Here is a 25354-nt window from a genome sequence, read left to right on the forward strand (position 1 = left end):
GAAGGTGACTGGAGCGTATGACGTCGAAGTCAAAGAATCCCGGTGCGGGTCTAGGGGATCCTTACTGGTATGAGTGGTCCGTAGGTCTGGAATACGTCCTCGACCTTCTGGATGCCCAGAAACAAGTCCTGACCGTCACGCTCCAGAAGTCCGGGCACAAGGGGCTGGACGATGTAGTAGTCGCATTCGCGGATGGCAAGAGCCGCTTCATTCAGGTCAAGCACACGCGAGTGTCCGATTCTCTGACCTTCGGGGATATGGTCGCCAGCGGTGACAGCGAAGACTCGCTGCTCAAGCACATGGCCGCGGGCTGGGTTGCTGCCGGGGAACCTGCCGAGGTCTGGCTCCTCACCAATCGACAAGCTGGTACCCAGAAGCATACCCCAAAGGGGGCCGGTTCGATCACAAGGCCCTCACTAGCTGACTTCATTACATGGATGAGCGCCGAGTCGAAGAGAGCAGCCACGCTGTCGGCCATGAAGGTAAAGCCGGAGTGGAAGGGGGCTTGGGATAATCTGTGGCTGCCTCAGCTCGAAGATATCAAGACCGATGCGAAGAAGCTGGCTTTTCTCAAGGCACTGGAAGTACAGCATTCTGAGCCGGAACTGCCTGAGGTGCGGATGCGACTACTTGAGCGCATCGAGAAGCTTTTCGCCCTCAAGCCAGCCGTGTGTGACGGACTACTCGCGCGTCTCGACAGTGCACTCCGGATATGGGCGACGTCTGATCGTGGGGAAGCCGAGGCCATCACGAAAGAGGTTGCGTACGAGAAGCTTTGCTTGGAAGAAGACACCATCGTGGGCGACCACGATTTTCCACCGCCGGCACCTTTCTTCCCCTCTAGGATACCGGCTGTGGATGACGTGGTGGAGCTACTCCGGAAGCGAGACACTCCGGTCGTCTTCGTTTCCGGTGAGCCCGGCAGTGGCAAGACAGCGCTTCTGAGCCACTTGGCAAACCGGCGAGATGCTTTCATTGACGCGCGCTTCCACGCCTATCGTCCCATCACACCCGAGAACCAACTTCTGCCAGCGGACTCTGAGGTCACCAAGCCCCGAAGTCTCTGGTCGGACCTTCTGATCAAACTGCGCCCGCTAGCGCGAGGTCGCCTCTTCGAGCTTCAAGTGCCTGTTCATGCAGGATCGCTATCGGTCGAGGAACTTCGCGCACATGTTCTCCGAATCGCGAATATGCTCGGAGAGGCTGAGGGACGGCCCTTCGTGATTGCTGTCGACGGCATTGATCATGCTGCACGTGCTGGTGAAGGCCCGGATACTTTCCTCGCGTCGCTAGTTCCGCCGGACCAAATACCAGAACACGTCACTTTTCTCATCGGCGGGCAGCCAAGTGAAGCCTATCTACGACAGTACCCTGATTGGCTGAGGCATGGCGCCGCCGGTGTAGAGATGTACCGGCTCCCTCGTCTCGGGTTGGATGACGTACGGGAGTTGATTGGTGCGCGTTTGAACGTCAACAGCGACTTGGCCAACGCGGTGGCTCGGGACATTCATACCGCGTGTGAAGGGCATACGCTTTCGACGGTGTTCGCTGTGGAAGAAGCTCGATTGCTTGGCGATGAAATTGATGGTCTTTCATCGCTTCTTGCCAATCGCCGACTTACCTCAGGTGTCGAGGGCTACTACAAGGCAATTTGGTTGGCCACCACACGGGAATTCGTTAATGCATCTGCATTGCGCCTTGCAGCTTGTCTGACGCTCGCGAGGTCCCGCACGACCCCCGAGATGCTCCGCGCTGTCGTAGACCCCGACGGCACGATGCCGGTGAACTGGATGGACGTGCTCCGAGCATTGCGCCCGCTGGTGGTCGAGGAGTCGCAAGGCTTCCGCGTGTTCCATAACGACTTCCGGGTATTTCTGCATGGGGTTCTACGAGGAGACCCTGACACCTACAGGGAATCCGCGTCGCTCCTGGGTGACTTTCTGCGAGACGGGGATGATCCACTCGCGCGACATGCCGCTGTCCAGGCGTTATACGGGATTGCGGAACGTCCTCGCGACCAAGCATCGGTCTTTGAGCCGAGTTGGGTCCTAGAAGGACATGCTATAGGCCGAGGGCTCGACATCCTGACTGAGCAGGCCGTGACCGCTGCAGAGGCGCTCGCAGCCATCAAGCCAGACTGGTCGTTGGCTCATCAGGTTGCTGCCGGTCTCAAGACGCTTAAACAGCTCCGAGCGTCATTGCAGTGGCGGGATGGCCGAGAAGACATAGACTCAGTACCGCCCGGAGCGATCTCTCCCCGCGGAGTCGAGAGAGCCGTCCCAGCGAAGCCCGACTGGATTCACGATCGCGTGGTGGCTGCGATAAATGACGTACTAGAGCTTTGTGACCTTGGGGAAACGGAACGAGCTCGCGCCGCGTTCGAGAGATGGTTTGCCGGCTTGAGCCCGAAGGAGGTCGCGGAATCTGCTCGGTTTGGAGCGGGTACGCACGAGCACCAACAGCAAGACGCCGCCCGTTCGCTTCTTGCTGGCCTCGGACGTGCTAGCGCCGCCACAACCACACTTCTAGAGTGCAGCCAGGGGACAGGGTGGGAGAGCGCGGAAGCGTCGTATGCTCAGGGCCTTCTCGACTCTGCCGATGGTTTCGCGGTTCGAGACCAAGACTTTGCAGAAGTTCTGCATCGTATCCAGCAGTGCTATCTGATTGATGTTGAGAAGCTACTGTGGAGGCTCATAGACAGCCGCGAGTGGTGTCGATGCGGCCTTGTGCTCCAGGCGATGAGTCCGCAGGACTGCCACCCTTGGTATTTACGCGTTTCGGGCGCCGTCGCAGCGGCAATCCTCGGTGACGGAGCTCTTCAGGAGCGGTGGACGAAGCCAGTTCTCGCCGACCGGAGTAGCGCGATCGCCGCTTCCATGGAACACGTCGGAACAGGACTTGACGAACCGAGCCAGATCACGGTGATGGTAAGATTGGCGGTTCTATTTGGCATCACAGACCCGAACAGGCACGCGAGCGGACTGCGAGAGGAAATAGAGAAGGTCTACCACGCGCGCGATCGACGGGATGAACGGCATGACGCTGGTGTCAAAGAACTTCTCCATGCAGCAGCTCTTCTGGGCTCCCTCATCCGAACTACTCGTGAGGACCTGACGCCCGCGATCCATTGCGATCCAGCTACGGTGGCCCGCACCGTCAATACCCTGCTGACTGCGGTGGATAGGCATCCCTACCGTATACCGTTTGGCTATCCCCAGATTGCTGCGTTGATCGTGAAGGGGATTCTCGATTGCGCGAGCGGACATAGCGAACTGACTCGGGCGATCTGCGTGCCTCTTCTTGACCGAATAGCAGAGTGCAGGACGTTGGGGCCGATGCTCACGCCTGTTTGGCGCTTCCTCGCACAGGCGACTCATCGGCAAGAACTCCTCTTGTATGCTGACGCCTGGATAGGCTCGCACGGGGTCGCCTGGACGTTGCCCCCCGCGGAGCGACACCAGTTCGTCACTGAGTTCGCGAGCCTCCTCCAAGAGATCGGCGAAAACGAAGCGGCCGAGCCGGCGCTCATCCGACTTCCCTGGGCGAATATCGGATATACGGGGCACAAGGACTACTCCCTGAGCCAGGCTCTTGCTTGGTTCCGTGAAGCTGCTGCGGTGAACGCGCGTGCTTGGGAAGATCAGGGACTGCGGCTCTTTTCACTTTCGCGAGAAGCCACGCGAACAGGAGACAATCGAGTCGGCGGAGCAATAGAGACGGCGGTGTTGAGCGCTGCTTGTGTGGACGGGCCGTCGTCCATAGCGCGTATCGCGCTCACTGCCGAGACGGCATTGGAGGTTGGCGATGATACGCTTGTCTATGCCCTCTTACGAATGGTTGAGACCGAGCCCCTCCAGAGATCCGAACTGCTTTCAATCTGGGCTTTCTGTATAGGCCAGCTCTGCTGGCGAGTTCATGCCGACCGACAGGTGCTGGCAGACGCACGGGATGCACTGCTCGCTGCCGCACAACGAGGTGGCATCGGTCACTTCGATCGCGACCTCCGACTGATGGGAGCGGCCGAGTTTGCCTGCCAGCGGGATCTGGACACTACCTCATCGCCAATCGAGCGCGACACCCCTGACTACTCATCCCTCAAGCCTATCGACGCTATTATCTTGGCTCCGGCACACCAAGACTGGAAGCAGGTGGCCGCCAGTCTCGACGATGCGAAAGCGGAGGGGGGGGGCTCGTACTCGTACGCTGAGTGCATCAAGGAGGCGTGGGCCGCGCTCGAGAGACGCGAGGAGCAGATATGGTGGTTCGATGGGGCGAGCGATGCGTACGAGCACCTCTTCCCCTTGGTGACTCCGGCGCAGCGTTGGGACGCGGTCCGCCGTGCCGTGTTGGCCGACCATTTCCTTTCCCCAGAAGTGCGGATCTATGCCATCCAAGAAAACCTGGACGCAATGTGCCTGCTCGCAGCGTCTCAGGCCGGTCAGAAGGAACTCCTCGATGGCACCAATAGGCTGCTCGATATGCACACGCTCTGGATCGAAGGGGACGGTCGTCTTCCACCGCTCTCTCCAATTCCGGTCGACGCTTCTTCTGATCTGGCTACATGGCCGGAGGTTTTGCTGGCCAACCTTCTGCGCTCGCTGGAATTCGACGAACAGACGTATGCGCAGACGGCCCTTCGGGGTGTCTTTGGCATGCTGAGTACCACTCCCACCCTACTGAGCCAACTTGTCGAGCGAGCTTCGGATTCCCAAGGCCAAGTCGCACAAAGGCTGTTGCTCATAGCAGAGGCCGTCGTCGTGAAAGCACAAGGCGAATCATTCAACGAGTGCTTGGCCCGGTGGATGGTTGAGGCACCACGTCTCGATACAGGGCTCAGCGCTTGGGGTGCTCTTCTAGTTGCAGCAAAGACATCTCGAGGCGCTGATCCCTCTTGGCCGAAGCCAACCGAAAACCCTCCCTTCGTGATCGCTTCATCGGCGCCCCTGATTTCTGGACCCTCCTCGCAAACTGGGCTGCATGCGAGCGCCGGGAGGCCGAGCCTGAGCTTCCTCTCGTTCCTAAAAACCGCATGCAATGAGAGCCTAAGGGATGTCGAGTCGGATTTTGCATCGTCTATTCGCAACGATCCTCCATCGCCGAGCCAATGCCGCAGACGGGCGGGGGGAGACGGCGACTATGTGCTAAGTCCGAAAGATGAGGCTGAGAATACCCGCCTATTCGAGGTCCTCAGGAAGCACGACCGCCAAGGCCGATTCTCTGACGTAGATGTTGCGCGGCTGGCGCAGGCGCTCGTCCCTGCCGCCGACCCCTTCGTTTTCCTGCGAACGCCGGCCCCCCACACCCAAGCAGATGGTTGGCCTATCGATGACGACTTGGATGAATTGATGACCGAGTCGCCAGAGAAGCTGGCGTATGAGCTTGCCGCCCTTCTATCTTCCGATCTACCAGATAACATCCGTGTCCTAGGCGGAAGCGTAACGAGCTACTCCAGAGAGTGGGACGTTAAGGTTCACATGCATCACCGCCTGCCCAGCAGCTTAGCGGGAGACCGCGAACCACCGCGGGTACTGAATGCTCGCACTTCACTAATGCTCCAGGACTTCGATATTATCTTCGGGCCGGGTTCTGACGATGGCTGGCTGACGTGGGGGGTGTATGGTCTGTTTCCTTTCGTCGATGGATTAGTCGATGTCTTTCCTAGCCCTAAGTGGCGCCAGTTGGGATGGCAGCCCTCTCCCTCAGACCCAACCCGTTGGCTCCGAGAAGGAGTAATCGTCGCTTGGCATGAACGACTGCTGGGTCCCGTGCGGAGGGTCTATGGAGGTGATCTAATCTACCGGCATCCCGTCCTCACGCGGTGGGTCTGCACTTCTGACGAATGGAGCCGATTATGCGACGAGCTCGGTGAGCCGGAGCCTTGCTACTATCCGGCGCGGGCCCGATGCGACCATCACTAGCGGTTAAATTGAAGAATGCTCACAAGCCGTGAACAGACAGCATGCCTTTGAAAAAGTAATCTTGCGCCCCTCATAAGTATGCCTCTTCGAAAGAGGGGAGGCTCGAAAGCGGTACACCACTGGTACACACACCAGCTTCCTGTGCTATCTTCAACCTTCGCTAAGCTACTGATTCTAAGGAATTGTACCTTTCGCTCGATTACGGTCACTTTTCCTTTTGTGTCAGTGACTTATTGTTTTAAAAGCCAACTCATAATCCCTTGGTCGTAGGTTCAAGTCCTGCTGGGCCCACCACCGAATCCTATCTTGTTGTTTGACCCGTCTCGGGGCTCCCTATCTGCATAGTGCCTTCACCTTGACTTCACTCGATTGCCGGGTCGTATTCGATGCAGTCCACTAAATGGTTCGAGGGCAGGGCACCGCGTAGGTCATCTGGATCGTCCGGTGTCACAGGCTCTTTCGAAGGGTCAAAAAAGCTCCGCAATTCGCCACCGTCGATGATGACGTGGATCACGCAGGTGCGGCGATGAAAGTATCGCGACGAAGATGTGGCGAAGTCGAATTCAGTGAGTGTTGACTCATAGGCTGTTGAGTACCGCGTCGATTCAATATGGGCTTGCTCGGCCGCTCAAGGGGGGAGGGCAAAACACTGCTTGGGCGGATTCTGGCGCGATGGCAACAAAGAGGCCCAGAGATCACATGACGCTCTGGGCCACGTCTTTGGTAGATATGCCCACCAACTGGTCGCACGCTTATCGTGGCAGCTGTTCCGCGCCGTGAATATCTATCTATAGCACGACGCCCTCGATGGGATCGCTCAGGGGCGGTAGTCGGTCACACCGGCGCCGGTTTTCAGATCGATGGGTACCGACACATGGTCGTGAATCATCAGCCATTGGCCATCGAGCTTGCGCAAACCGATGGTCTCGCGGGTCCACAGGTCGATCTTGTTGCCGGCCACAGAGCCCATGAAACGGCTGTAGCCGTTGGATTCGGCCCAACGCGCGACCGGAACGCCGGCGGCGTTGAACAGTTCGCGCGCGCGATCGGCGCTGAAGGCTTGCGTTGGGGTAGCTGGTGCGGAGTGTCCATGGCGGCGTTCCTGCGTTAGGAAGAATTGCCAATCAGGTGATGGCTGGTGCGTAACTGATTGGTGTGTGGTTAATGAAGGTGCCATATATGGCACCATTCAATAGGTAAGTGCCATTTATGTCACTCGGGGACCGTATCCACTCGGAACGCGTGCGCCTTGGATACAGCTAAACGGCGTTCGCTGAGTTGGCGGGAGCGTCTAAGCGCTCTCAGATTGGTTGGGAGCAAGGTCGCTCGGAACCTGATGCCGAAGCGCTAGCGGCATGGGCTGCCGAGGTGCTGGACGTGACCTTTGTCGTCACAAGGGAAGTCGCGGAGCCAAACGATCCGAGGATTAGTTCTGCGGATAATATTGGATCTCGAGCTGATGAAGCGCATCGTGGCGATGCTCGGGGAAGCCGGTCGGAAGGCAGGTAAACGCCGGGCTGCGGATAGGCTGCTGCTGAAAAGTCTCGAGGTTTATCAATATTTCGTTAAGGAATCGGATATTTCGGACGATAAGGTCAGAGGGGTAGCAAAAATTGTCGTCAGCGATTTATGAAGGCGTCCGAGAGAGCCTTATGCGAGAACAAGATCTGATGAAGCTGGCCGAAGTGCTCAACGCGGAGATTGAGGCGCAGCCGGCTGGTGAGCAGCGTACGATCCCGGTCACCGTTAGCGGGGGCAACAACGGCATTATTGTCGTGGGTAGCTCGCACATCACTATCGCGTCCGAGCGTAAACAGAAGAAGACGTGCCCGTACTGCGCGGAGGACGTTCGCGTAGCCGCGATCAAGTGCAAGCACTGTGGCAGTGATTTTAAGTCACAAAATTCTGACCAGCTTGCTCAAAAACTGACCCACTACTATCGGGTAGGGCATTGCGCGTTGCCGTTATGGTGAAACAAAGAAGGTGAGTGCCTGATTCAGCGGGATGCGGTTGTTTTAGCCGCCGTGCGAATGATCGCTAAAGGAGCCAGCGATGGACTTTCCTGAACTGTTAACAAAGATATCGGAGCTTCAGGATCAGTTGGGGCAAGCCAGAGCAGAATGGCTTAAGCACGTGCTCAGTCTCGCTGTAGGGGCTTTAGCAGTGCTGTCCGCGTTGCGGCCAGCCGCTGTGACGGTTACTCAGTCATATCTGCTCGCTGGCACTTGGCTCTTTTTGGGCGCTGGAATCGTCGCTGGCGCGGTAGCTACATACCTGCAGATCGAAATCTTGAAACGTTCGATTAACTTATTGAAAGACGATGTACAGCGGAAAGCGGAAAGTTTCGGTAGTCGACCTCCCCGCACTGCAGTATTTAGAGTCATCCGCGCACCGAAGACAATGAGATTCGCCGTGCCAATTATGATCATTACCCTATTGTTAGCGGTATGCTGCCTAGTAGGCTTCTCCATGCTGGGGGCGCTTCAAGGGTTACCCGCGGTACCCAATGGTGCAGCTAATCCATTGGCTCATTAATCAACTCCGATTTTTATCTGAAGAGGAAATTTTCGATGGCTGCAAAATACCAAAAGAATGTTATCCCGCTCGGCCCTAATAAGTCAGTGGAGATATTTGCCACACCAAAGGTTTCCGAGGCTTTCGAGCAGGTAACCGAGGACATGACCCTCGTTAAGGGTGTGAAGCTAGCTCAGGTTATTGAGGCTGCGTATAACCAAGGCAAAAAGGATGGAGCTCGTGAAACCTTCGAGGCCATTACTACAGGCCTAGATGACGCGAAGAGAGCTATTCCCCATAAGAACCCCGGCAAGCCGAAAGGCACGAAAAAGATTGCCAAGCCTTCGTCTGTGAAAGCGAAGGAAGCGAAAGCGAAAAGCCCTAGCCCAGCAAAAGCTGCAAAGAAGCCGGCCACTAAGAAAGCGCCGACGAAGTAAGCACTTCTATTTTTTCCCCGTCAAAATGAGCCCCGCACGCGCGTGAGGTGCAATGGGAGTCCGAGCAGGATCGCCGGACTCTCATCGCATCTGAATCCCCCAGGGAGCGCGCCACCATGTCAGAGTTTGGCTTGGCCATGTTCGTCGCTCAGGTGCACCAGGAGAGCCGCTGGCGTGCCGACGCACAGTCGCCGGCCGGGGCTGAGGGCATCGTACAGTTCATGCCTGCGACTGGCGCCCACGTCGAGCATTTCAACGCCGGGCGCAGCGCCGCCAATTTCCACGAGAACCGACAGTATCCGCGCCTGATTCTGCAGCGCTGGGAGCCACTCTATGTGGCTGCCGGTTGGGGCAACGGCGCGTGTACCGCGAGATGCTCGCTGTGATTGCTCGGCTACTCAGATGGTGGCCGCTGCTGGTCTCTGCGCAGGCGATCGCCGCGTTGGTCTGGTGGAGCGAGCACCGCTACGACCAGGGTTACGTTGCTGCCGCGCAGGCAGGTCAGGCAGCACTCGACCAGCGGGAGCATGAATACGCCGATCAGCGTGCCATGATCGAAGCCGAGGCCGCCGAGCGCTACCGCGATCAGGTGACACGCGGCAACGAGATCGCCGAGCAGTTGGCGAGCACGCACGACGAACTGGAAACCGCCCGTGAACGGGCGCGGGAGACGATCACAGATGTCACCACGGTCTATCTGCCGGCGCCTGGCGCCGCGCCTCTGCCTATAGCACGACGACCTCGATGGGATCGCTCAGGGGCGGTAGTCGGTCACACCGGCGCCGGTTTTCAGATCGATGGGCACCGACACATGGTCGTGAATCATCAGCCATTGGCCATCGAGCTTGCGCAAACCGATGGTCTCGCGAGTCCACAGGTCGATCTTGTTGCCGGCCACAGAGCCCATGAAACGAGTGAAGCCGGTGGTGAAGGCGACATCGCCGGAACAATGGACCTTCATGTCCTTGAACTCGAATACGGGGTCTTCGTCGAACATCTCGAAGAAGGTGATCCAATTTTGGCGGAAGGACTCCCAGCCCTCGAAGCTGAAGGGCGGCATCACATCGAAGCCGAGATACTCCTCTCCCGGGTAATAGGTAGCCATCGTCCGGTCGAGATCGCGTGACTGGACGGCGTTCTGCCACTCTGCGCGCAGGGCGCGAATCTGTCTTTCATCCTGGGTCATGGGTCGGTTCCTGGGTGGGTTGAGCAAGTGACCATGTTGACGTGTGTCAGTGTCAGGGCATCGTCAGCAGAGTATTGAGGCGAATCCCGGTGAGATCCGTGTCAAGTCGAGCCGTTGGTCTTGCGTATCAGCGACGTGGCTCCATTTTCGATATGACCATCGATATGCCAGCGTTCGGCGGTCGCGAACTCGGCGTCGAGCAGGCGCTGATTGGTACCGCGTGCAAGACACAGGTTGCCGCAGATGAGCAGTCCATTCGGCTTGAGCCGTTCGTACAGCAGCTCGATGAGTGACAGCGATGGGGCGAGACCATCGAAGAATGCGAGATCGTAGGGGCCGGGCAAATCAGCGAGAACGTCGAAAAAATCGCCGTGGTGCACGCGGACGCGTTCTGCGAATCCAGCGGCCTCAAGGTTCTCACGAGCTAAAGCCACGTGATCGGGATCGCGCTCGATGGTATCCATCTGCGCACGATCTTCTGCACTTGCCAGCAGGCAAGCGGTGTAGCCGATCGCTGTACCCAGCTCGAGAATACGCTCGGGGCACTCTGCTCGTGCGGTGGCCAGCAGTCCAGCGCCATCCTCGAACACATAGGCATGGCAACCGTGACGCTGACGATGCTCATCGGTTTCAGCCCGCAAGGCTTCGAAGCGGGCTGCATCGGATTCGATATTCATAGCTTTCATGTCATGTACCGGTTGAGCCAGTCGAGCATCGGCCCCGGGCGGCGCTGGAACTCCAGGTAGCCATCCCAGCGGGCCTGGGTGCCGTGTATCCAGTGCAGCGATTTGTCGTCGATCGGAAGCGCGTCGAAGGTAGCCTGGACATCGGCGGGAGTGGTCATCAGGTCGTCGTGCACCTGATAGATGAACGTCGGAGTGTGAACGCTGCGCGCCCAGTCGTTGGGCGACATCTGGTCGAAGGTGCAACTGGCGGCGAGTTGCACCTCGCGTTCCAGCGCGTCGAGGTGATCGACCAGGTTCATCATTTCCAATTCGCGACGCATGACCGAGCCGATCGACAGCGGCTGACAGAGCACCAGGCAGCGCACGTCGTCGAATTCCCGCGGTTCGGTGTGGATCGCGAAGAGCGTCGCGTTGGCGCCGTTGCAGCGCGAAAAAAGTCCTACTGTTACACCTTCGAGATCTGCCCGCGAGCGCACATAGCGCAGCGAGCCGATGACGTCGCGTGCCTCGAATCGACCGCCGCTGTTGAGTCCGCCGTTGGCTGATCCGCTCAACCCGAAGTTGCGCTCGTCGTAGGTGAGCACGTGATAACCTGCCTCGTGGAGGATGCGGTAGTCGGCCAGATAATCGACCTCGAAGGTGTTACCGCCAGCGGCGCCGAAGGATCGCCAAGGCTCCAGGTGGCTAGCCAGGCCGTAGCGGTTGAACGTCAGTGGATGATTGACGATGACGAGTCGCCGAGAGTCTGGGCAGGGGAGGTACCACGCTTCGAGCGGCACCCCATCCTGTGATGGAAAGGTCACGTTCTCGAAGGCAAGCCCCTCATCTGCTGGTGTCCTGAGTACGGGCGAGCGCCCGGGCTGACTCCAACCCTTGGCCATGGCCTTCAGGGTCTGAGTGATGTCGTCTTCTGGCTGTGGCTGCATGATCTCGATCCTCTGGTGCGTATCGGGGCGATGCCATGTCGTCTGTGATCCTATCTAGCCAGGTGTCTTGTATTCGGGGAATGACGAATTACGATGGACAGGCATGCAAAAAGTGAATGACCACGCCACAGGCCACCTCAATTTACGCTCGCTGCGTTTTCTGGCGCAGGTGCTGAGTCTGCGCAGTGTGACCCGCGCGGGAGAAGCGATGGGGTTGAGCCAACCCGCCGCGAGCCGGCTGCTGGCGCAGCTACGGCGTGCGTTGGGCGATGACCCGCTGCTGGTGCGCACTCAGGGTGGTGGCTACGTGCGCACCGCGCGCGCTGAGGCCTTGATGCCGCAACTGGCCGAGGCGATCGCCGCTGAGGACCGCTTGTTTCAGCCGCCGAGCTTCGACCCGTCGTGCTCGCAGCGTGTCCTGCGAGTGGCGACGACCGACTATGGCGCGGCAGTCGTGATCAGGGAGTTTGCGCGCGTGACCGCCTGCGAAGCGCCGGGCGTATCGCTGGATTTGCGCGCCTGGGAGAGTGAGACGCTGGTCGAATTGGAGGAGGGCAGGCTCGACTTCGCGCTCTATACCGACGAGGCAGTGCCGCCAGGATTCCATCACGAGAGTCTGTTCACCGAACGCTTCGCCTGCGTCGTACGGCACGACCATCCGGTTTTGGCGCATCGAGACGGCGACGGCCGCATCGCGCCATCACGACTCGCCGAGTTACCCCGCGTGGTCCTGCTCTACCCCGAAGGCAGTGCCACGGCAATCGACGACCCGTTGGCGTGCCATGGTCGAGCACGAGGACCGGGGGATACTGTAACGCCGTATTTTCTCTCCAGCCCGCTGCTCATCGGTCAGTCCGAACGCGTACTTTGTCTGCCGCGGCGAGCGGCGGAGCTCGTCGCGCCGTTGGCGGATCTCGCCGTGATCGATTTCCCGCAGGCGGGGGAGATCCACTACTGCGTGATCTGGCACGAACGGGCAGCAAGGGACCCGGCAATTGCTTGGGCGAGAGCGTGTCTTCGACGAGCGGTAGGGCGTTGAGCGAGATTGATGTTCACCGCTCAACATGAGGCCGAACCTATCGAGCGGCTGGGAATGACCTTGGCATGAGATAAGGCATACCCACCATCAATCCATACCCAATTGCGCCTTCAGTCCCGCCACGGCGGTGCGTGCCACATCGAGTAATCGGGACTCATCCATGCCTTCCCGCGCACTGGCTGAAAGCCCGGACATCGTGCTGGCCATGAAGTCGGTCACCGCGGATGCGCGCTCCGGATGGGTGCGGGCGACGAACTCGCGAATTCGGTCGCGGCGCTGATTGGCCACCCGGCGTGCATGGGTGGCGCTGTCATCCCCGTCAGGGCCTCGCGCGGCCTCGAGCACAAGACACCCCCGCCGCTGCGGATCTCGCGCATAGGTTCGTGCGGCACTCTCCAGCAATTCCGCCAGTGCATCCACGGGCGCCCGGCCGGGCAGCAGAATCTCGTCCAGCGCGAGGGCCGCTTGCGCGTAGCGCTCGATGACCTGTTCGAAAAACTCGGACTTGCTACCAAACGCCTTGTAGAAACTGGGCGGTTTCACTCCCAGTGCGTCGGTCAGTGCTGCCAATCCCACCGCCTCGTAGCTACTGGCATGAAATAGCCGCTGGCCCGTATCCAGTGCGGTTTCCATGTCGAAGGCACGGGGTCGGCCTCGGGGCCTCGGCGCTGATTTGGCATTTTCTTTAGTGGTCACTACAAAATCCTTGCGCAGGCGTTTGATCTAATTCTATAGTGACCGCTATCCAATTTACTACCCGAGGTGCTCTACATGGATTTCATGGACAAGCGTGTGCTGGTCGTTGGGGGCAGCCGTGGTATTGGCGCCGCCATCGTGACTCTCTTTGCCGATAGCGGGGCGCGGGTGAGTTTTACCTACTCGGGCTCACGCGAAGCGGCGCAAAACCTGGCGGCGAAGACCGGGGCGACAGCAGTCCAGACCGATGCGGCCGACCGCAACGCGATGATGGCGACCGTGCGTGAGGCGGGGCCTCTGGACATCATGATATTCAACGCCGGCGTACTGGTAGCGGGTGACCCCCTGACGCTGGATCCGGATGCGGTCGATCACCTGATCGACGTCAATGTGCGCGCGCCGTACCACGCATCAGTGGAGGCCGCACGGGCCATGAAGGAGGGCGGACGCATCATCGTGATCGGGTCGGTCAACGGCGACCGGATGCCGTTTCCGGGACTGGCCGCCTATGCGCTGAGCAAGTCGGCGTTGCAGGGCATGGCTCGCGGATTGGCCCGGGATCTTGGGCCGCGCGGCATCACCATCAATATCGTGCAGCCGGGGCCAACGGATACCGACATGAATCCCGCCGACGGCGAACTTGCCGAGCAGATGCACAGCGTCATGGCGATCAAGCGTCACGGCACCGCCCAGGACGTGGCCCATCTGACCGCCTACCTGGCCGGACCGCACGCCAGCGGCATCACTGGTGCCATGCACACGATCGATGGCGGCTTCGGCGCCTGAGCCGTGAATGATCGGCAAGGAGAGTCTGCATGACAGCTACGCCAGGAGAGAACGCCGTCACGGTCTATGTCACGTCCGACGCGGACATTTCTGGCTGCCTGACGAACGCATGAGCTTGGCCGGCCATACCTATCAGTCCGGTCCCATCGCTAGGACCGGACGACCGTAACGCCAGCCGCCATGAACGGACTGCACGGATTTATGCACGAGACATCGAGGAGAGTGCCATGAACAGGACTTGGCTCATCACCGGCTGCTCAAGCGGTCTCGGGAAACATATTGCTGAGGCTGCCGCCGCGCGAGGCGATAACGTGGTCGCCACCGCCCGCAACCCGGACACGCTACGCGATCTCGCCGATCGCTTCCCTGATCATGTGCGGACCGCTCGGCTCGATGTCACCGAGCCGGGCTCGGTGGCTGCCGCCATCGCGCTCTCGGAGCGTGAATTCGGTGGGTTCGATGTGCTGGTCAACAACGCGGGGTATGGCTTCATCGGCGCGGTCGAGGAGGCGGAGCCGGATGAGTACCGCCCCATGTTCGAGGTGAACGTGTTCGGTTTGATCGAGACGACACGGATGGCGCTGCCGGTCCTGCGTCGGAGAACCGGGGCGCGTATCGTCAACCCGTCGTCGGGCGCAGGGCTCTCTGGTGGCGCTGGCTCCGGCTACTACAGCGCTACCAAATTCGCGGTGGAGGGGTTTTCGGAAGCGCTGGCCAAGGAAGTCGGACCGCTGGGCGTTCAAGTGATCATCGTCGAGCCAGGTCCGTTTCGTACCGAGTTCCTGGGACGATCCATCTCGATGGCTGCCAGGGAGATCGATGCCTATGCCGAGACGGCGGGCCGGCGACGTGCCTACCGAGATAGCAATGATGGCAAGCAGGCTGGAGACCCCGAAAAGGCCACGGCGGTGATCCTGCAGGCCGTCGACGCCAGGCATCCGCCACTCCATCTACCGCTGGGCCCGGTCGCCTACGGGATCGCCGAGCGCAAGTTCGATGCCTTTCGCTCCGATATGGAGGCGTGGCGGGAGATTGCGTTTCATACCGATTTCGACTGAGCGGCATTTTTTCGACATCAATAGAAGGCTGATGGCGAACACCGTCAGTCAATAGGAGTAGAGCAATGGATATTGGCGTTATTGGATTGGGGGCGATGGGACGCGCCATGGCGAGCAACCTCGTTGCGGCCGGGCACACGGTCAAGGCCTGGAACCGTTCCGGTGGCGAGCTCGATGGCGTGACCATGGTGGCTTCGCCACAGGAGGCGTTCCAGAGTGACGCGGTGCTGACCATGCTCCCCGACGATGCGGCGATTCGGGAGGCGCTGCTGGAAGCCGGCGTGCTGGAACATGCCGCAGCAGGCACGGTACATATCGTGGCCTCGACCATCTCGCTGGCGTTCTCGCACGAGCTGGTTGCCCTGCATGCCAACGCCGGGGTGGATTACGTCGCGGCACCGGTGCTGGGCAGGCCGGATGTCGCTGCCAAGGGTGAACTCAACATTCTCGCCGGGGGAAGCGTCGCGGCGGTTGATCGGGTGCAACCGGTGTTCGAGGCCATTGGCAAGCAGGTATGGCTCATGGGCGACCGGCCGCCCGCTGCCAACGCGGCCAAGATCGCTTGCAACATGATGATCGCCATGGCGATCGAGGCGATGGCGGAAGCGGTATCGCTGACCGAGGGCAACGGCGTGGAGCGTGAACGCTTCTTCGAGTTGATCCTGGGCACGTTGTTCGGCAGTCGCTCCTATCAGGTCTACTCGGCCAATATCGCGAACGACGACTACGAGCCGGGATTCAAGGCGACGTTGGGCCTCAAGGATCTGCGCCTAGCCAGTGAAGCCGCCGAGGAAACCGGAGGTTCGCTACCGATGCTGGCGGCGGTCTATGAAAGAATGGCCGAAACGGTCGATTCGGGTCTCGGTGAGCGCGACTGGTCGGTGATGGCGGACTACACGATCCGGCGGCCGAAGGGCTAGAGTTAATAAGTAACCCTACCATTGATGAAGCAACCTTCCGAAATGACGTTTGATCCGGGGTTGCTGCCCTTATGGCAGAGTTCCTGGTTCATGGAGTGGCTCTTGGGCATTGTGGACAGGTAAGTACGCGACTGGAGTGGTCGCTTACCTTGCCGGTTCCGAAGTGGAATGCATCACTGGTGCCGGATAGTTGAAGGTTGAGTAGCATGAGCGACTTTCGCCGTTAATGTATCTTGGCTTGATAATAATGTGTGATGCAGGATCCTCGTCGCTTTACTGACCGTGTATCTCGGAATTCGCACCTCTCGGATAAGTGCTGTTTGCCAGTGATTGTCTGCAGTGGCTGTCCGGCGCGAGAGGGAAGCGGATGGTAAAAATAACCCGGCTATGGGAAAGAGTCAGCGGAGACCGTTTGCCATACCGGGTCGAAGCGGCCGCAGGGATGCTAGCCAGAACAGTAAATTTCGGTGGAGTTGCCCTTGCAGTGCTTTTATCGAAAAGCGCTGCACGTGTAACTTTTGAAGTCGATCTTTCCTGGCTATTTGTTTCAGATTGTAATGTATTTCCTTGTTTTTAGAAGTATTAATTTAACTTAGGATCTGGGGTCGAAAGAATGTCGAGCGCTGTCTGGTTGGCGGCGAGGTTTCCTCTCCTGACCGCACTGTTATCTGCCAATGAGTGCTTTCGTGGCAGCCGTTGCCCTCCCTACCGGGATTCGATGCATTTCATCTCATCACACGGAAACATTTTGAAACAAAAAGGATGGGGATTCTTGATGGGGATCAATTTGTCTAATGACTGAAGGGTTCACAGTGTGTAGGGGCAGGGAAGCCTGGTTGTACAGGGATGATGTCGCAGGATGCGCAGGCAGGGACTGCCTTCGGTGGCAGCCATGGATGGCTTCAGGGACGAACAGCGCTAGGGGGAGCCGGTTTGCCGGCTCCCCACTTTATTTCATGGAAGATTCTCCCCTTTCATCATCCGGGGCATTGCGGACGCTGGCGCCATGGGGCAACGTGATCGCTCCGGCGTGATTTCGACCCCGTATCACTCGAGCGCAGGGTCGTTTCTCCGCCGTGGTCGGCAGCGATGCCTTGGAAGGAAGAGGTTGCGAGCATCGGTATGATGGATTGGATTTCCCAGAACAGTTCGGCCATCACGGCATTGACCAGCGTGTGCACGCTCTTCGTCTGGCTATTCTACGCGCAACTGCTGTACCTGAACTTCAGACGCCAACGTCAACCCAAGATCATCATCAATCGCGGGTTCGGCCGCACGCTGCAGGCCCGTTGCGTCATCAGCAACATGAGCCCCGAGCCGATCTTCATCGAGCACATCGTCGCGATCCTCCATTCGGACCGGGAGGCGATCTCCAAGGACCTGATCGATTTCGAGGAATCGCCTGACAAGCAGGGGGAGTCCGGTCGCTTGATCGAAACGACTCGGCAGGGGCCGATGCTCTCGGGTAGCTACAATCACATCGGCACTTTTCATGACATCGTCGGCCGGGTGCTTCGTGCCAACGGGCTCCCCTCCGATGATTTCCAGTCAACCGATGGGCGCACGCTCCAGTCGATAGAGCTGCGGGTCATTGCCGTTTACGGCAGTGAGGACTCTCCCGTGGGAGCCGCCAGAACGTTCTCGCTGACCATGGGAGAGTCCGGCGAGGCGCTGGTGCCGACGCGCCTCGTCACTCGCCGATATGCCTCGCGCCTGAGGCGTCACCGGGTACGTCAATGGATCCGCGAACTGGACGGCTAGACGCTTCTCGCCTCGAGATGCCTCTTTTTTTCAGTAGCGTGCGAGTGGCGTGATTCCGGCCAAGCGCATGATTAATGGGCCATTGTGAATGGCCCGGGTCACCTTGAGAGCGCTCGCTCCAGATATTCGCGTTGGCGTGATCGGGCTTTCTGTACCACAGTGAGCCTTGCGTCAGGGATGATGCGGGGTCCACATACCCAAACATGTCGCCAGGGACGCTAGGCAAGGAAGCCTCGGGAGGCTTGGTGTGGATGCGGCCGGCTGGCGACAGCCGGATTCTCGAGCATCGCATTTTATTTCGCGTTAGATGATCTGGATCAACTTATTCACCGAATAACCCGTCTACTGTGGGGGTCGGTACCAGGGAGGTACCGAATCAACGGAAGGAAACCGCAGGAAGCGGTTCGCACAGGGACGCACGGCAGGATGCCGTGGAGCTGATTGGCAAGGAACAGCAGCGTATCTGAGGCCTGTCACGACAGGGTCTCTTATCCGCTGTGCTGACTGCCCTGACTGGATTACCCACCGATCTCGCCCGCCTATCCGAATCGATGATCAGCCGGCTGAAATCGCCGCTCGCCGCTCTTCTTCCAGCTTTAGAATCAGTTCTCCTGCCGGGAGGCTGTCGCCCCGCGCTTTGCCGATACCGGCCCATTGTGCTCCGAAGCCCGTTTCGCCTCGTTCCTTGGCCGCGACATTCAGCGCCTTGCCGAGATCGTAGGTATTCGGGTAGGCCGGAATATCCTTGCAGTCCGCCTCTTCGGCCCAGGCGGTAAACCGGTTGATCAGGCAGCGGGCCGGACGACCGGAAATCGCACGCGTCATCACGGTGCCCGCGCCGGAGGCCAGGTGAGCCCGGTAAGCGTCGTCGGCCGCACTCTCCGGGCAGCGGATGAACGCCGTTCCCAGTTGCGTCGCTGCCGCTCCCCAGGAGAGGGCGCGCTCGATATCGGCGCCATTCATCAAGCCTCCGGCGGCTATGATCGGCAGGGGGATCTCGCGGACGAGCTGGCGGGTCAGTGCTTGGGTCGATCGCCGCTCGTCCGTGGCATCGGTGTCGAACACGCCGCGATGACCGCCTGCGCCCCAGCCCTGGGCGATGATCGCATCGAGTCCGCGCGTGGCGATCTGCCGGGCCTCGGCAAGGCACGTCGCGGTCGCCATCAGCCGGCAGCCCGCCAGGCGCAGCGCCTCGATCTGGTCGGGTCGGGGAAGGCCGAAATGGAAGCTGACCACGGCAGGGCGGGTTTCGAGCAAGACTTCGAGCATCGCGTCGCTCGCCTGGAAGGGCGCATAGATCTCCCTCAACCGTGCCGGTGGGGTCGCGCCGAACGACTCGAACAGCGGGCGGGCGCGCTCGATCCAGCGCCGCTCGCGGTCGCTGTCAGCGAGCGCCGGCGCGTGGCAGAAGACGTTGACGTTGAACGGCCGAGCGGTCAGCGCACGGGTTTCCTGGATGACCCTGCGCGCGCTCTCCGGCGTCGACGCGCCCACGCCCAGCGCACCTAGCCCCCCGGCATTGGAGACCGCCGCCGCCATGGCCGGTGTCGAGACGCCCGCCATGGGCGCCTGAAAAATCGGTGCTCTCAGGCCAAGATCGGTGATGAATTCGCAGGTCATGGCGCTATCTCCCGGTGGGTGTCAGGCCAGGGTCGGTTCATGGTGCGCCTCCAGCGCTCCCTCATCATCCGCTCGGGCGGCCAGCGGTTGTGCGGGGCCGAAACACTCGTAGCGGCGATCATCGATCGCCACGCCGTGGGTTTCCAGCATTCGGTCGATCCGGCTCATCATCGGTAGCGGCCCGCAGAAATAGTAGGTCGTCTCCCAACCGCCGATCCAGCGTCGTAGATCTGCCGGTTCCAGCTCGCCGCGCTTGACGCTTGGGTCGCCGACGCCGTCCGTTGCTCTGGGCTGGCTGAAGCAGACGTGAAGGCTGAAGCTCGGATAACGGCCGGCCAGTGTCTCCAGTTCGCAGGTGAAGGGTCGCAGCCCGCCGTGGCGTACGGCCTGGATGAAGATCACCCGCCGCGACGGGGAAGCTTGCAGTGCCGCGTGGGCCATGGAGATCAGCGGTGTGATACCGATGCCGCCGGCGATGAACACCAGTGGCCGGTCGTCGGGCTCCGTCAGCTCGAGCGTGAACGCACCGCACGGCGGGGAGAGCTCCAGTCGGTCCCCCTGGGCCAGGCCGTCGTGGATGCGGTTCGAGACATCGCCGCCCGGCACCTCGCCATCCCCGACTTCACGTTTGACGCTGATCCGATAAGCCGCAGCGCCCGGCGCATTGGAAAGGCTGTAGTTGCGCATGGCAGTGTGGCCATCGGCATCCTGCATGCGAATCGAGACATACTGCCCCGGTAGATGCGCGGGCGGCTCGCTGCCGTCCGCCGGCACCAGATAGAGGGAGACGATGTTGTCGCTCTCGCGCTCGCGCTGCACGATCGTGAACGGCTTGAATCCCGCCCAGCCCTGATGCGCGCGCTGTTCGGCGTAGATCGTCCGTTCCCGCTCGATGAAAACCCCCGCCAGTTCGTCGTAGGCGGCGGCCCAGGCGTCGAGCACGTCGGCGGTGGCGGCATCGCCCAGCACCTCCCGGATCGACGCCAGCAAGTGCTCGCCGACGATCGGGTAGTGTTCCGGCTGAATTGTCAGCGAGGCGTGCTTCTGGGCGATCACCTCGATGGCGTCACTAAGCGCCGCCGGATCGTCGATATGCTGGGCGTAGGCGAGAATGGCGCCGGCCAGGGCGCGCTGTTGACCGCCCGAGCGCTGATGGGTGGGATTGAAGTAGCGCCGGACGTCGGGTGCGTGCTCGAACAGGCGGGCGTAGAAGTGGCGGGTCAGCGTCTCGCCATGTTGTCTCAGCACCGGGATGGTCCGTTTGACAATCTCGATCTGGGCGGTGGTTGGCATGTCGACTCCTTTGGCAGGATTTTAATCGGTATTTTAAATGCCTATTTAAATGCGAGTATCATTTACCAAATTATGACTGTCAAGCGCTGATGAAACTGACGACACATACCGATTACGCCTTGAGACTGCTGATCTACCTGGCGGTGAGAAGCGATGAGATGCCGGCCACGGTGCAGGCGGCTGCGACGCACTACGGCATCTCTGCCCATCATCTGGCCAAGGTGGCCCAGACCCTGGTGCAACTGGGATACGTGGCCAGCCTGCGCGGTCGGGGAGGCGGCCTGCGGCTTCAGCAGCCCGCCGAGGAGATCGGCATCGGCGCGCTGGTGAGGCAAACCGAAAACCTGGAGCTGCTGGAGTGCTTCGGGCCGGAATCGACCTGTCCGATCGAACCGGGCTGCCGCTTGAAGGGCGTGCTAGCCAAGGCCCAGCAGGCTTTTCTGGGCGTGCTCGACGGCTATGTGCTGGCCGATCTGGTCGAGAATCGCCAGGAACTGCGCGTGCTGCTGGGCCATTCGGCCTGAACGGCTCGCGCCCGACCAGAGCGAGCCGCATCGTTCGTCGATTGATATCCCCCCGGTCGGGGGGACATCGCGTTACCCGCTAGCGGTGCGTGGCCGGATCAGCGCCGGTCGAGCGTCGGCGCGAGAATGACGATAAAGCACGCCAGGATGCCCAGCAGGCAGAAGGCGTAGTGCAGGGTGATGAAGTGGGCGGTAAAACCGATCGCCGGTGGGCCGACCAGCATCGCGCCGTAGCCCAGCGTCGAGACGCTGGCGATGGCCACGCCCGGCGGCGTCTCCGGATCGTTGGCTGCCCGGGTGATCGCCAGCGGCATGATCAGGGCATAGCCCACGCCGAGCAGCACGAAGCCCGCCAGGGCGGTGTAGAGATCGGCAAACAGCACCGCCAGCAGCACGCCGGCCAACGCCGAGGTTCCGGCAAAGCGCGCCGCCTTCGTCGGGCCGAAGGCCGATATCAGGCGATCTCCCATGAGCCGCATGACCACCATGGCCACCGAAAACACGGTGTAGCCGAGCGCCGCCTGCGCTTCGCTGGCCGACGTCACGGCGACCAGGAACAGCGCGCTCCAGTCCGCCATGGCGCCTTCGCCGATCGACGCGCACATGGCAATGATACCCACCCATAGCAGGCCGCCCCTGGGCAGCGGAAACAGGCTGCCGCCGGGAGCGCGTGGCCGGGTTTCGGAGTGCCAGCGAAGGTAGGCGACCCCGCTCGTGATGGCGTAGAGCGACAAGGCGAAGAGGGTGAAATGGATCACCAGCCCCAGTTCCAGCTTGACCGCCAGGTAGCCGGCGGCGGCACCGAGGCCGGCGCCCAGGCTCCACATCGCATGGAGCGACGACATCACTCGCCTGCCGATATATCGCTCCGCCTCGCCGGCCCAACTGTTCATGGCCACGTCCATCGCGCCGTGGGCGCCGCCGAACAGGAACAGCGCGGGTGCCAGCACCCAGAGGCCCGGGGCCAGCGCGATCAGGATCAGCGTCAGCGTGTAGAAGATCGCGATGGCGCGTGTCGTCCGTGCCGCGCCGAAAGCGTCCGACGCCCGGCCGGCGAGCGGGAAGGAGACGATGGCGCCCAGCGCGAGCAGCAACAGCAGCAGCCCCAACTGACCGCCGTCGATCCCGTTGCGCTGCACGACAGTCGGGATCCGCGACGCCCAGGCGCCGAACAGGCCCCCGTTGAGGATGAAAGCGGCGGCAACGGCGAGCCAGATCCGGCGTGCACTAGGCATGAATGATCTCCATCCCATCCTGATTGAAATCCGTGACGGCGCTGGCGTCGGCGTCGGTGATGAGACAGTCCAGATACTCTGGCGCAACCGCGCGATAGCGTGCGCGGCGACCGATCTTCTCGCGGGAGGCCAGGGCGATCGTTCTGGCCGACGCCCGCGTCATCGCGAGCTTGAGCTGCGACTCGTGCAGGTCATCGGCGCTGAGGCCGAAGGCCGGGTCGATTCCGCAGACGCCGAGCACGGCGATGTCGACATGGATATCGGTCGTGGCCAGCAGCGCGGCATCGCCGACGTTGATGCCGCCGCTAGGGCTCAATTTTCCCCCCAGCATGAACACCTCGACGCCGTTCTTCTGACAGGCCACGGCAATCCATGGCGACGGGGTCATGACCAGCAGACCCGGCTTCGGCTGCAACCGCTCGGCCACCGCCAGCAGGGTAGTGCCGCCATCCAGCAGCAGCGTCGACGCGCCCTCGATCTCGCGCAGCGTGCGGGAGGCGATCGCCGCGACCGCAGGATTCTGGCTCGAGGTTCGATACTGCATCGGCGGTGACGGAGGCGCGGCGGAGACCGCGCCGCCGCGAACCCGTTGCACTTCGCCCCGCTGCTCCAGGGCGATGATGTCGCGGCGGATCGTGTCCAGCGATACCTCGAACTCCACGGCGAGCTCCTGGGCGATCAGTTCATCGCCGTTGGCGAGCCGTGCCAGGAGTTTCTGTTGCCGGGTATGGGGAACATTGAGCATGGCGGCGCTCCTGCAATTTTGTGCTGTAATTTGCAGCAATATGCATTTTTATGCAACCAGGTCCGGATTTTTCTTGGCTCATCCCGACCCGAGCGAAGAGCTTGGCCCGCACGACCGACACTTCCGGATGCGCTGGCCGTTACGTGATCAACTCTGTTTATGTATCCCGATTGCTAATTATTATTAAGCTTTTGTAACCAGGTGCCGATATGTCAAGCGAGATGGCTGATTCACGGGACGCGCTCCCAGGTCTCCAGCCGCAGTGATGGGTATCGCCCACCGCAGGAAGCGAAGGGCATCATGGAGAGGTGATGGATGTTTTTACTCAATCGAAGTGTCAAATTGCGTCTTGGTGTGAGCCTGGGGCTGTGCGTCTCGATGGCGGTCGTGATCGGACTGTTCGCGCTATGGGCTCTCAGCAGCGGCAATCAAAGAATGCAGGGAACCTACGAAGGTAACGTCGTTACCATGGAAGATCTGAGTCGGGTCGGCAATCTTCTCCTGCGCAACCGGGTGCTGGCACTTCAAGCACAGCGGGATCAGGACGCCGACACCTTGGGCAAGCTCCAACAGACCCTGGCCGAGAACGATGCCGCGATCGATGAAGCCTGGGCCGACTATTTTCCCCAGCGAGTCGATAGCGGCGCCGAGAAACAGTTGGCCGTGCAGTTCGAGACCGCGCTGAGTTCACTGCGCGTCGATCTGAAGGCGCAGTATGAGGCGATGATGCAGCAGGACCTCCAGCGTGTTAAGGAGATTTCCAGCACCCGTCTCAACAGCGGATACACCTCGGTCCTGAACATGATCAGTCAACTGGTCGAACTCAATCGCCAGCAGGCCAGTAGCGCCTATGTGAGTTCCACGGGGGATTACAAGTTGACGCGCGCCTTGACGTTTGGCGCTATCGCTCTGGCTATCATCATCGGGGTGGGACTCTCCATCTGGCTGATACGCGGCATCATGATGCCACTGGGCAAGGCGCGCGAACTCGCCGACGCGTTGGCTGAAGGAAAGCTCGGCAACAGCATCGACATCAGCTGCAAGGATGAGTTCGGCGACATGCTCCGCTCCCTCCAGACGATGGAGGAGCGGTTCTCCAGCGTGGTCCTGACCGTGCGAAAAAATGCAGAATCCGTGGATATCGCGGCGAATGAAATCGCCCAAGGCACCGACGACCTGAGTCGTCGCACCCAGGAACAGGCCGCGAGCCTGGAGCAGACCGCCGCGTCCATGGATGAGATCACCTCAACGGTTCGGCAGAACGCCGAGAACGCCCTGGCCGCCGACCGTCTGGTCAATGAGCTCAGTCAACAGGCCAGCTCGGGAGGCGAGGTCGCCCAGAAGGCGGTCGAGGCCATGAGTGGCATCAATGCTTCCAGTCGGGAAATTGCCGGCATCGTGGGGCTGATCGACGAAATCGCCTTCCAGACCAATCTGCTGGCGCTCAATGCCTCGGTGGAAGCCGCCCGGGCGGGCGAACAGGGGCGCGGATTTGCCGTCGTGGCGAGCGAGGTCCGCAACCTCGCCAGCCGAAGCGCTGAAGCCGCCAAGGATATCAAGGGGCTCGTTGGAGAGAGCATCACACAAGTGAACGCCGGCTCTGCTCTGGTCGATCAGGCCGGGAAGGCGCTCGCGGAGATCGTCGAGGGTATCCATCGCGTCACCACCCTGGCTGGAGAGATTGCCGTGGCCAGCCGTGAGCAGTCCCAGGGCATCGATCAGGTGAATACCGCCGTTTCGCAGATGGACAGCGTCACCCAGCAGAATGCCAGTCTGGTGGAGGAGTCCAGCGCGGCGAGCCGGTCGTTGCAGAAGCAAGCGGCCGAGCTGTTGAGAGAAGTCTCTTTTTTCAAGGGGGCCGAAGAGATCGACAGCGCTGCGCCACGGGTGATTAGCGACCGTGCCAATCCGACCGTGGGGCAACAGATGGTGTCGAGTCAGCCCAGGCCGAAGACTTCAGGGCGGGCAAGTGAAAGCGCCGAATGGGAGGCCTTCTGATCGATTCACTCA

The 25354-nt window shown here is 60.7% G+C and carries 22 protein-coding genes and 1 pseudogene; 13 read left to right on the forward strand and 10 right to left on the reverse strand.

Annotated elements, in window-relative coordinates; all coding sequences use genetic code 11:
- The first annotated feature begins 17 nt into the window (after nt 1–17).
- Nucleotides 18–5918, forward strand: a complete 5901-nt coding sequence (locus DOM45_RS19125; protein WP_110603190.1) for an ATP-binding protein — start codon at nt 18–20, stop codon at nt 5916–5918.
- An 817-nt stretch (nt 5919–6735) separates the two neighbouring features.
- Here the strand turns inward: DOM45_RS19125 and DOM45_RS20125 are convergent.
- Nucleotides 6736–7095 (reverse strand): hypothetical protein, encoded by a 360-nt coding sequence (locus tag DOM45_RS20125; RefSeq protein ID WP_157958475.1) that lies wholly within the window; start codon nt 7093–7095, stop codon nt 6736–6738.
- Nucleotides 7096–7377: 282 nt separating this feature from the next.
- On the opposite strand from DOM45_RS20125, the gene DOM45_RS19130 reads away from it, so the two are divergent.
- The 5 genes from DOM45_RS19130 to DOM45_RS19150 all read left to right on the forward strand — a co-directional run bounded on the left by DOM45_RS19130 (nt 7378) and on the right by DOM45_RS19150 (nt 9255).
- Nucleotides 7378–7551, forward strand: a complete 174-nt coding sequence (locus DOM45_RS19130; protein ID WP_157958476.1) for a hypothetical protein — start codon at nt 7378–7380, stop codon at nt 7549–7551.
- Nucleotides 7552–7570: 19 nt separating this feature from the next.
- Nucleotides 7571–7891, forward strand: a complete 321-nt coding sequence (locus tag DOM45_RS19135; RefSeq protein WP_110603194.1) for a hypothetical protein — start codon at nt 7571–7573, stop codon at nt 7889–7891.
- 79 nt (nt 7892–7970) lie between these two features.
- Nucleotides 7971–8453 carry a hypothetical protein gene (locus tag DOM45_RS19140; RefSeq protein WP_110603197.1) on the forward strand — a complete coding sequence of 161 codons (483 nt, stop codon included), beginning with the start codon at nt 7971–7973 and terminating at the stop codon, nt 8451–8453.
- 35 nt (nt 8454–8488) lie between these two features.
- Nucleotides 8489–8869 (forward strand): hypothetical protein, encoded by a 381-nt coding sequence (locus tag DOM45_RS19145; protein ID WP_110603199.1) that lies wholly within the window; start codon nt 8489–8491, stop codon nt 8867–8869.
- Between the two features lie 116 nt (nt 8870–8985).
- The gene (locus DOM45_RS19150; RefSeq protein WP_110603200.1) at nt 8986–9255 is read left to right on the forward strand and encodes a transglycosylase SLT domain-containing protein; all 270 of its coding nucleotides are present in this window, start codon (nt 8986–8988) and stop codon (nt 9253–9255) included.
- A gap of 8 nt (nt 9256–9263) precedes the next feature.
- On the opposite strand, the gene DOM45_RS19155 is transcribed toward DOM45_RS19150, so the two are convergent.
- The 4 genes from DOM45_RS19155 to DOM45_RS19170 all read right to left on the reverse strand — a co-directional run bounded on the left by DOM45_RS19155 (nt 9264) and on the right by DOM45_RS19170 (nt 11667).
- The gene (locus DOM45_RS19155) at nt 9264–9503 is read right to left on the reverse strand and encodes a hypothetical protein (RefSeq protein WP_110603202.1); all 240 of its coding nucleotides are present in this window, start codon (nt 9501–9503) and stop codon (nt 9264–9266) included.
- A 120-nt stretch (nt 9504–9623) separates the two neighbouring features.
- Complete coding sequence (locus DOM45_RS19160) at nt 9624–10055, reverse strand: YybH family protein (protein WP_110603204.1); 432 nt, start codon at nt 10053–10055, stop codon at nt 9624–9626.
- Nucleotides 10056–10156: 101 nt separating this feature from the next.
- A complete protein-coding gene (locus DOM45_RS19165; protein WP_110603206.1) occupies nt 10157–10741 on the reverse strand; it encodes an O-methyltransferase in 585 nt (194 codons plus the stop codon).
- The gene (locus DOM45_RS19170) at nt 10738–11667 is read right to left on the reverse strand and encodes an alpha/beta hydrolase family protein (RefSeq protein ID WP_110603208.1); all 930 of its coding nucleotides are present in this window, start codon (nt 11665–11667) and stop codon (nt 10738–10740) included. The genes DOM45_RS19165 and DOM45_RS19170 overlap by 4 nt, the downstream gene beginning before the upstream one ends.
- 103 nt (nt 11668–11770) lie before the next feature.
- On the opposite strand from DOM45_RS19170, the gene DOM45_RS19175 reads away from it, so the two are divergent.
- On the forward strand, nt 11771–12706 hold the full coding sequence (locus tag DOM45_RS19175; RefSeq protein WP_110603210.1) for a LysR family transcriptional regulator: 936 nt from the start codon (nt 11771–11773) through the stop codon (nt 12704–12706).
- 87 nt (nt 12707–12793) lie between these two features.
- Here DOM45_RS19175 and DOM45_RS19180 read toward each other — a convergent pair whose 3' ends face one another.
- Entirely contained in the window at nt 12794–13339 is a 546-nt protein-coding gene (locus DOM45_RS19180; protein ID WP_205909515.1) for a TetR/AcrR family transcriptional regulator, read from the reverse strand.
- A gap of 138 nt (nt 13340–13477) precedes the next feature.
- Here DOM45_RS19180 and bdcA point away from each other — a divergent pair, with 138 nt between their 5' ends.
- From bdcA to DOM45_RS19200, 4 genes and pseudogenes are all read left to right on the forward strand, one after another.
- On the forward strand, nt 13478–14188 hold the full coding sequence (gene bdcA / locus DOM45_RS19185; protein WP_110603214.1) for an SDR family oxidoreductase: 711 nt from the start codon (nt 13478–13480) through the stop codon (nt 14186–14188).
- Nucleotides 14189–14415: 227 nt separating this feature from the next.
- Nucleotides 14416–15246, forward strand: a complete 831-nt coding sequence (locus DOM45_RS19190; protein WP_110603216.1) for an oxidoreductase — start codon at nt 14416–14418, stop codon at nt 15244–15246.
- A gap of 59 nt (nt 15247–15305) precedes the next feature.
- Nucleotides 15306–16166, forward strand: a pseudogene (locus DOM45_RS19195) (NAD(P)-dependent oxidoreductase); the annotation flags it as partial.
- Nucleotides 16167–17288: 1122 nt separating this feature from the next.
- Nucleotides 17289–17927, forward strand: a complete 639-nt coding sequence (locus DOM45_RS19200) for a hypothetical protein (protein ID WP_110603219.1) — start codon at nt 17289–17291, stop codon at nt 17925–17927.
- 555 nt (nt 17928–18482) lie between these two features.
- Here the strand turns inward: DOM45_RS19200 and DOM45_RS19205 are convergent.
- Entirely contained in the window at nt 18483–19547 is a 1065-nt protein-coding gene (locus DOM45_RS19205) for an NAD(P)H-dependent flavin oxidoreductase (RefSeq protein ID WP_110603221.1), read from the reverse strand.
- Between the two features lie 21 nt (nt 19548–19568).
- A complete protein-coding gene (gene hmpA, locus DOM45_RS19210) occupies nt 19569–20840 on the reverse strand; it encodes an NO-inducible flavohemoprotein (RefSeq protein ID WP_110603223.1) in 1272 nt (423 codons plus the stop codon).
- An 89-nt stretch (nt 20841–20929) separates the two neighbouring features.
- Between hmpA and DOM45_RS19215 the strand changes: the two genes are divergently transcribed.
- Nucleotides 20930–21364: an Rrf2 family transcriptional regulator gene (locus DOM45_RS19215; RefSeq protein WP_110603225.1), complete on the forward strand. Its 435-nt coding sequence runs from the start codon at nt 20930–20932 to the stop codon at nt 21362–21364.
- 98 nt (nt 21365–21462) lie between these two features.
- Here DOM45_RS19215 and DOM45_RS19220 read toward each other — a convergent pair whose 3' ends face one another.
- Nucleotides 21463–22599 carry an MFS transporter gene (locus DOM45_RS19220; RefSeq protein WP_110603227.1) on the reverse strand — a complete coding sequence of 379 codons (1137 nt, stop codon included), beginning with the start codon at nt 22597–22599 and terminating at the stop codon, nt 21463–21465.
- On the reverse strand, nt 22592–23344 hold the full coding sequence (locus DOM45_RS19225; RefSeq protein WP_110603229.1) for a DeoR/GlpR family DNA-binding transcription regulator: 753 nt from the start codon (nt 23342–23344) through the stop codon (nt 22592–22594). Before DOM45_RS19225 ends, DOM45_RS19220 begins: the two co-directional genes overlap by 8 nt.
- A 315-nt stretch (nt 23345–23659) precedes the next feature.
- Between DOM45_RS19225 and DOM45_RS19230 the strand changes: the two genes are divergently transcribed.
- Complete coding sequence (locus DOM45_RS19230; RefSeq protein ID WP_110603231.1) at nt 23660–25342, forward strand: methyl-accepting chemotaxis protein; 1683 nt, start codon at nt 23660–23662, stop codon at nt 25340–25342.
- Nucleotides 25343–25354: the final 12 nt, after the last annotated feature.

It is taken from the genome of Salinicola lusitanus (genome assembly GCF_003206045.1).
GTDB lineage: Bacteria > Pseudomonadota > Gammaproteobacteria > Pseudomonadales > Halomonadaceae > Salinicola > Salinicola lusitanus.

Bases quoted from the DNA above. Each gene is read 5' to 3' on its own strand.
- DOM45_RS19125 (WP_110603190.1), top strand. From the start codon at position 18: ATGACGTCGAAGTCAAAGAATCCCGGTGCGGGTCTAGGGGATCCTTAC.
- DOM45_RS20125 (WP_157958475.1), bottom strand. From the start codon at position 7,095: ATGGCACCTTCATTAACCACACACCAATCAGTTACGCACCAGCCATCA.
- DOM45_RS19130 (WP_157958476.1), top strand. From the start codon at position 7,378: ATGAAGCGCATCGTGGCGATGCTCGGGGAAGCCGGTCGGAAGGCAGGT.
- DOM45_RS19135 (WP_110603194.1), top strand. From the start codon at position 7,571: ATGCGAGAACAAGATCTGATGAAGCTGGCCGAAGTGCTCAACGCGGAG.
- DOM45_RS19140 (WP_110603197.1), top strand. From the start codon at position 7,971: ATGGACTTTCCTGAACTGTTAACAAAGATATCGGAGCTTCAGGATCAG.
- DOM45_RS19145 (WP_110603199.1), top strand. From the start codon at position 8,489: ATGGCTGCAAAATACCAAAAGAATGTTATCCCGCTCGGCCCTAATAAG.
- DOM45_RS19150 (WP_110603200.1), top strand. From the start codon at position 8,986: ATGTCAGAGTTTGGCTTGGCCATGTTCGTCGCTCAGGTGCACCAGGAG.
- DOM45_RS19160 (WP_110603204.1), bottom strand. From the start codon at position 10,055: ATGACCCAGGATGAAAGACAGATTCGCGCCCTGCGCGCAGAGTGGCAG.
- DOM45_RS19165 (WP_110603206.1), bottom strand. From the start codon at position 10,741: ATGAAAGCTATGAATATCGAATCCGATGCAGCCCGCTTCGAAGCCTTG.
- DOM45_RS19170 (WP_110603208.1), bottom strand. From the start codon at position 11,667: ATGCAGCCACAGCCAGAAGACGACATCACTCAGACCCTGAAGGCCATG.
- DOM45_RS19175 (WP_110603210.1), top strand. From the start codon at position 11,771: ATGCAAAAAGTGAATGACCACGCCACAGGCCACCTCAATTTACGCTCG.
- DOM45_RS19180 (WP_205909515.1), bottom strand. From the start codon at position 13,339: ATGGAAACCGCACTGGATACGGGCCAGCGGCTATTTCATGCCAGTAGC.
- bdcA (WP_110603214.1), top strand. From the start codon at position 13,478: ATGGATTTCATGGACAAGCGTGTGCTGGTCGTTGGGGGCAGCCGTGGT.
- DOM45_RS19190 (WP_110603216.1), top strand. From the start codon at position 14,416: ATGAACAGGACTTGGCTCATCACCGGCTGCTCAAGCGGTCTCGGGAAA.
- DOM45_RS19200 (WP_110603219.1), top strand. From the start codon at position 17,289: ATGATGGATTGGATTTCCCAGAACAGTTCGGCCATCACGGCATTGACC.
- DOM45_RS19205 (WP_110603221.1), bottom strand. From the start codon at position 19,547: ATGACCTGCGAATTCATCACCGATCTTGGCCTGAGAGCACCGATTTTT.
- hmpA (WP_110603223.1), bottom strand. From the start codon at position 20,840: ATGCCAACCACCGCCCAGATCGAGATTGTCAAACGGACCATCCCGGTG.
- DOM45_RS19215 (WP_110603225.1), top strand. From the start codon at position 20,930: ATGAAACTGACGACACATACCGATTACGCCTTGAGACTGCTGATCTAC.
- DOM45_RS19220 (WP_110603227.1), bottom strand. From the start codon at position 22,599: ATGCCTAGTGCACGCCGGATCTGGCTCGCCGTTGCCGCCGCTTTCATC.
- DOM45_RS19225 (WP_110603229.1), bottom strand. From the start codon at position 23,344: ATGCTCAATGTTCCCCATACCCGGCAACAGAAACTCCTGGCACGGCTC.
- DOM45_RS19230 (WP_110603231.1), top strand. From the start codon at position 23,660: ATGTTTTTACTCAATCGAAGTGTCAAATTGCGTCTTGGTGTGAGCCTG.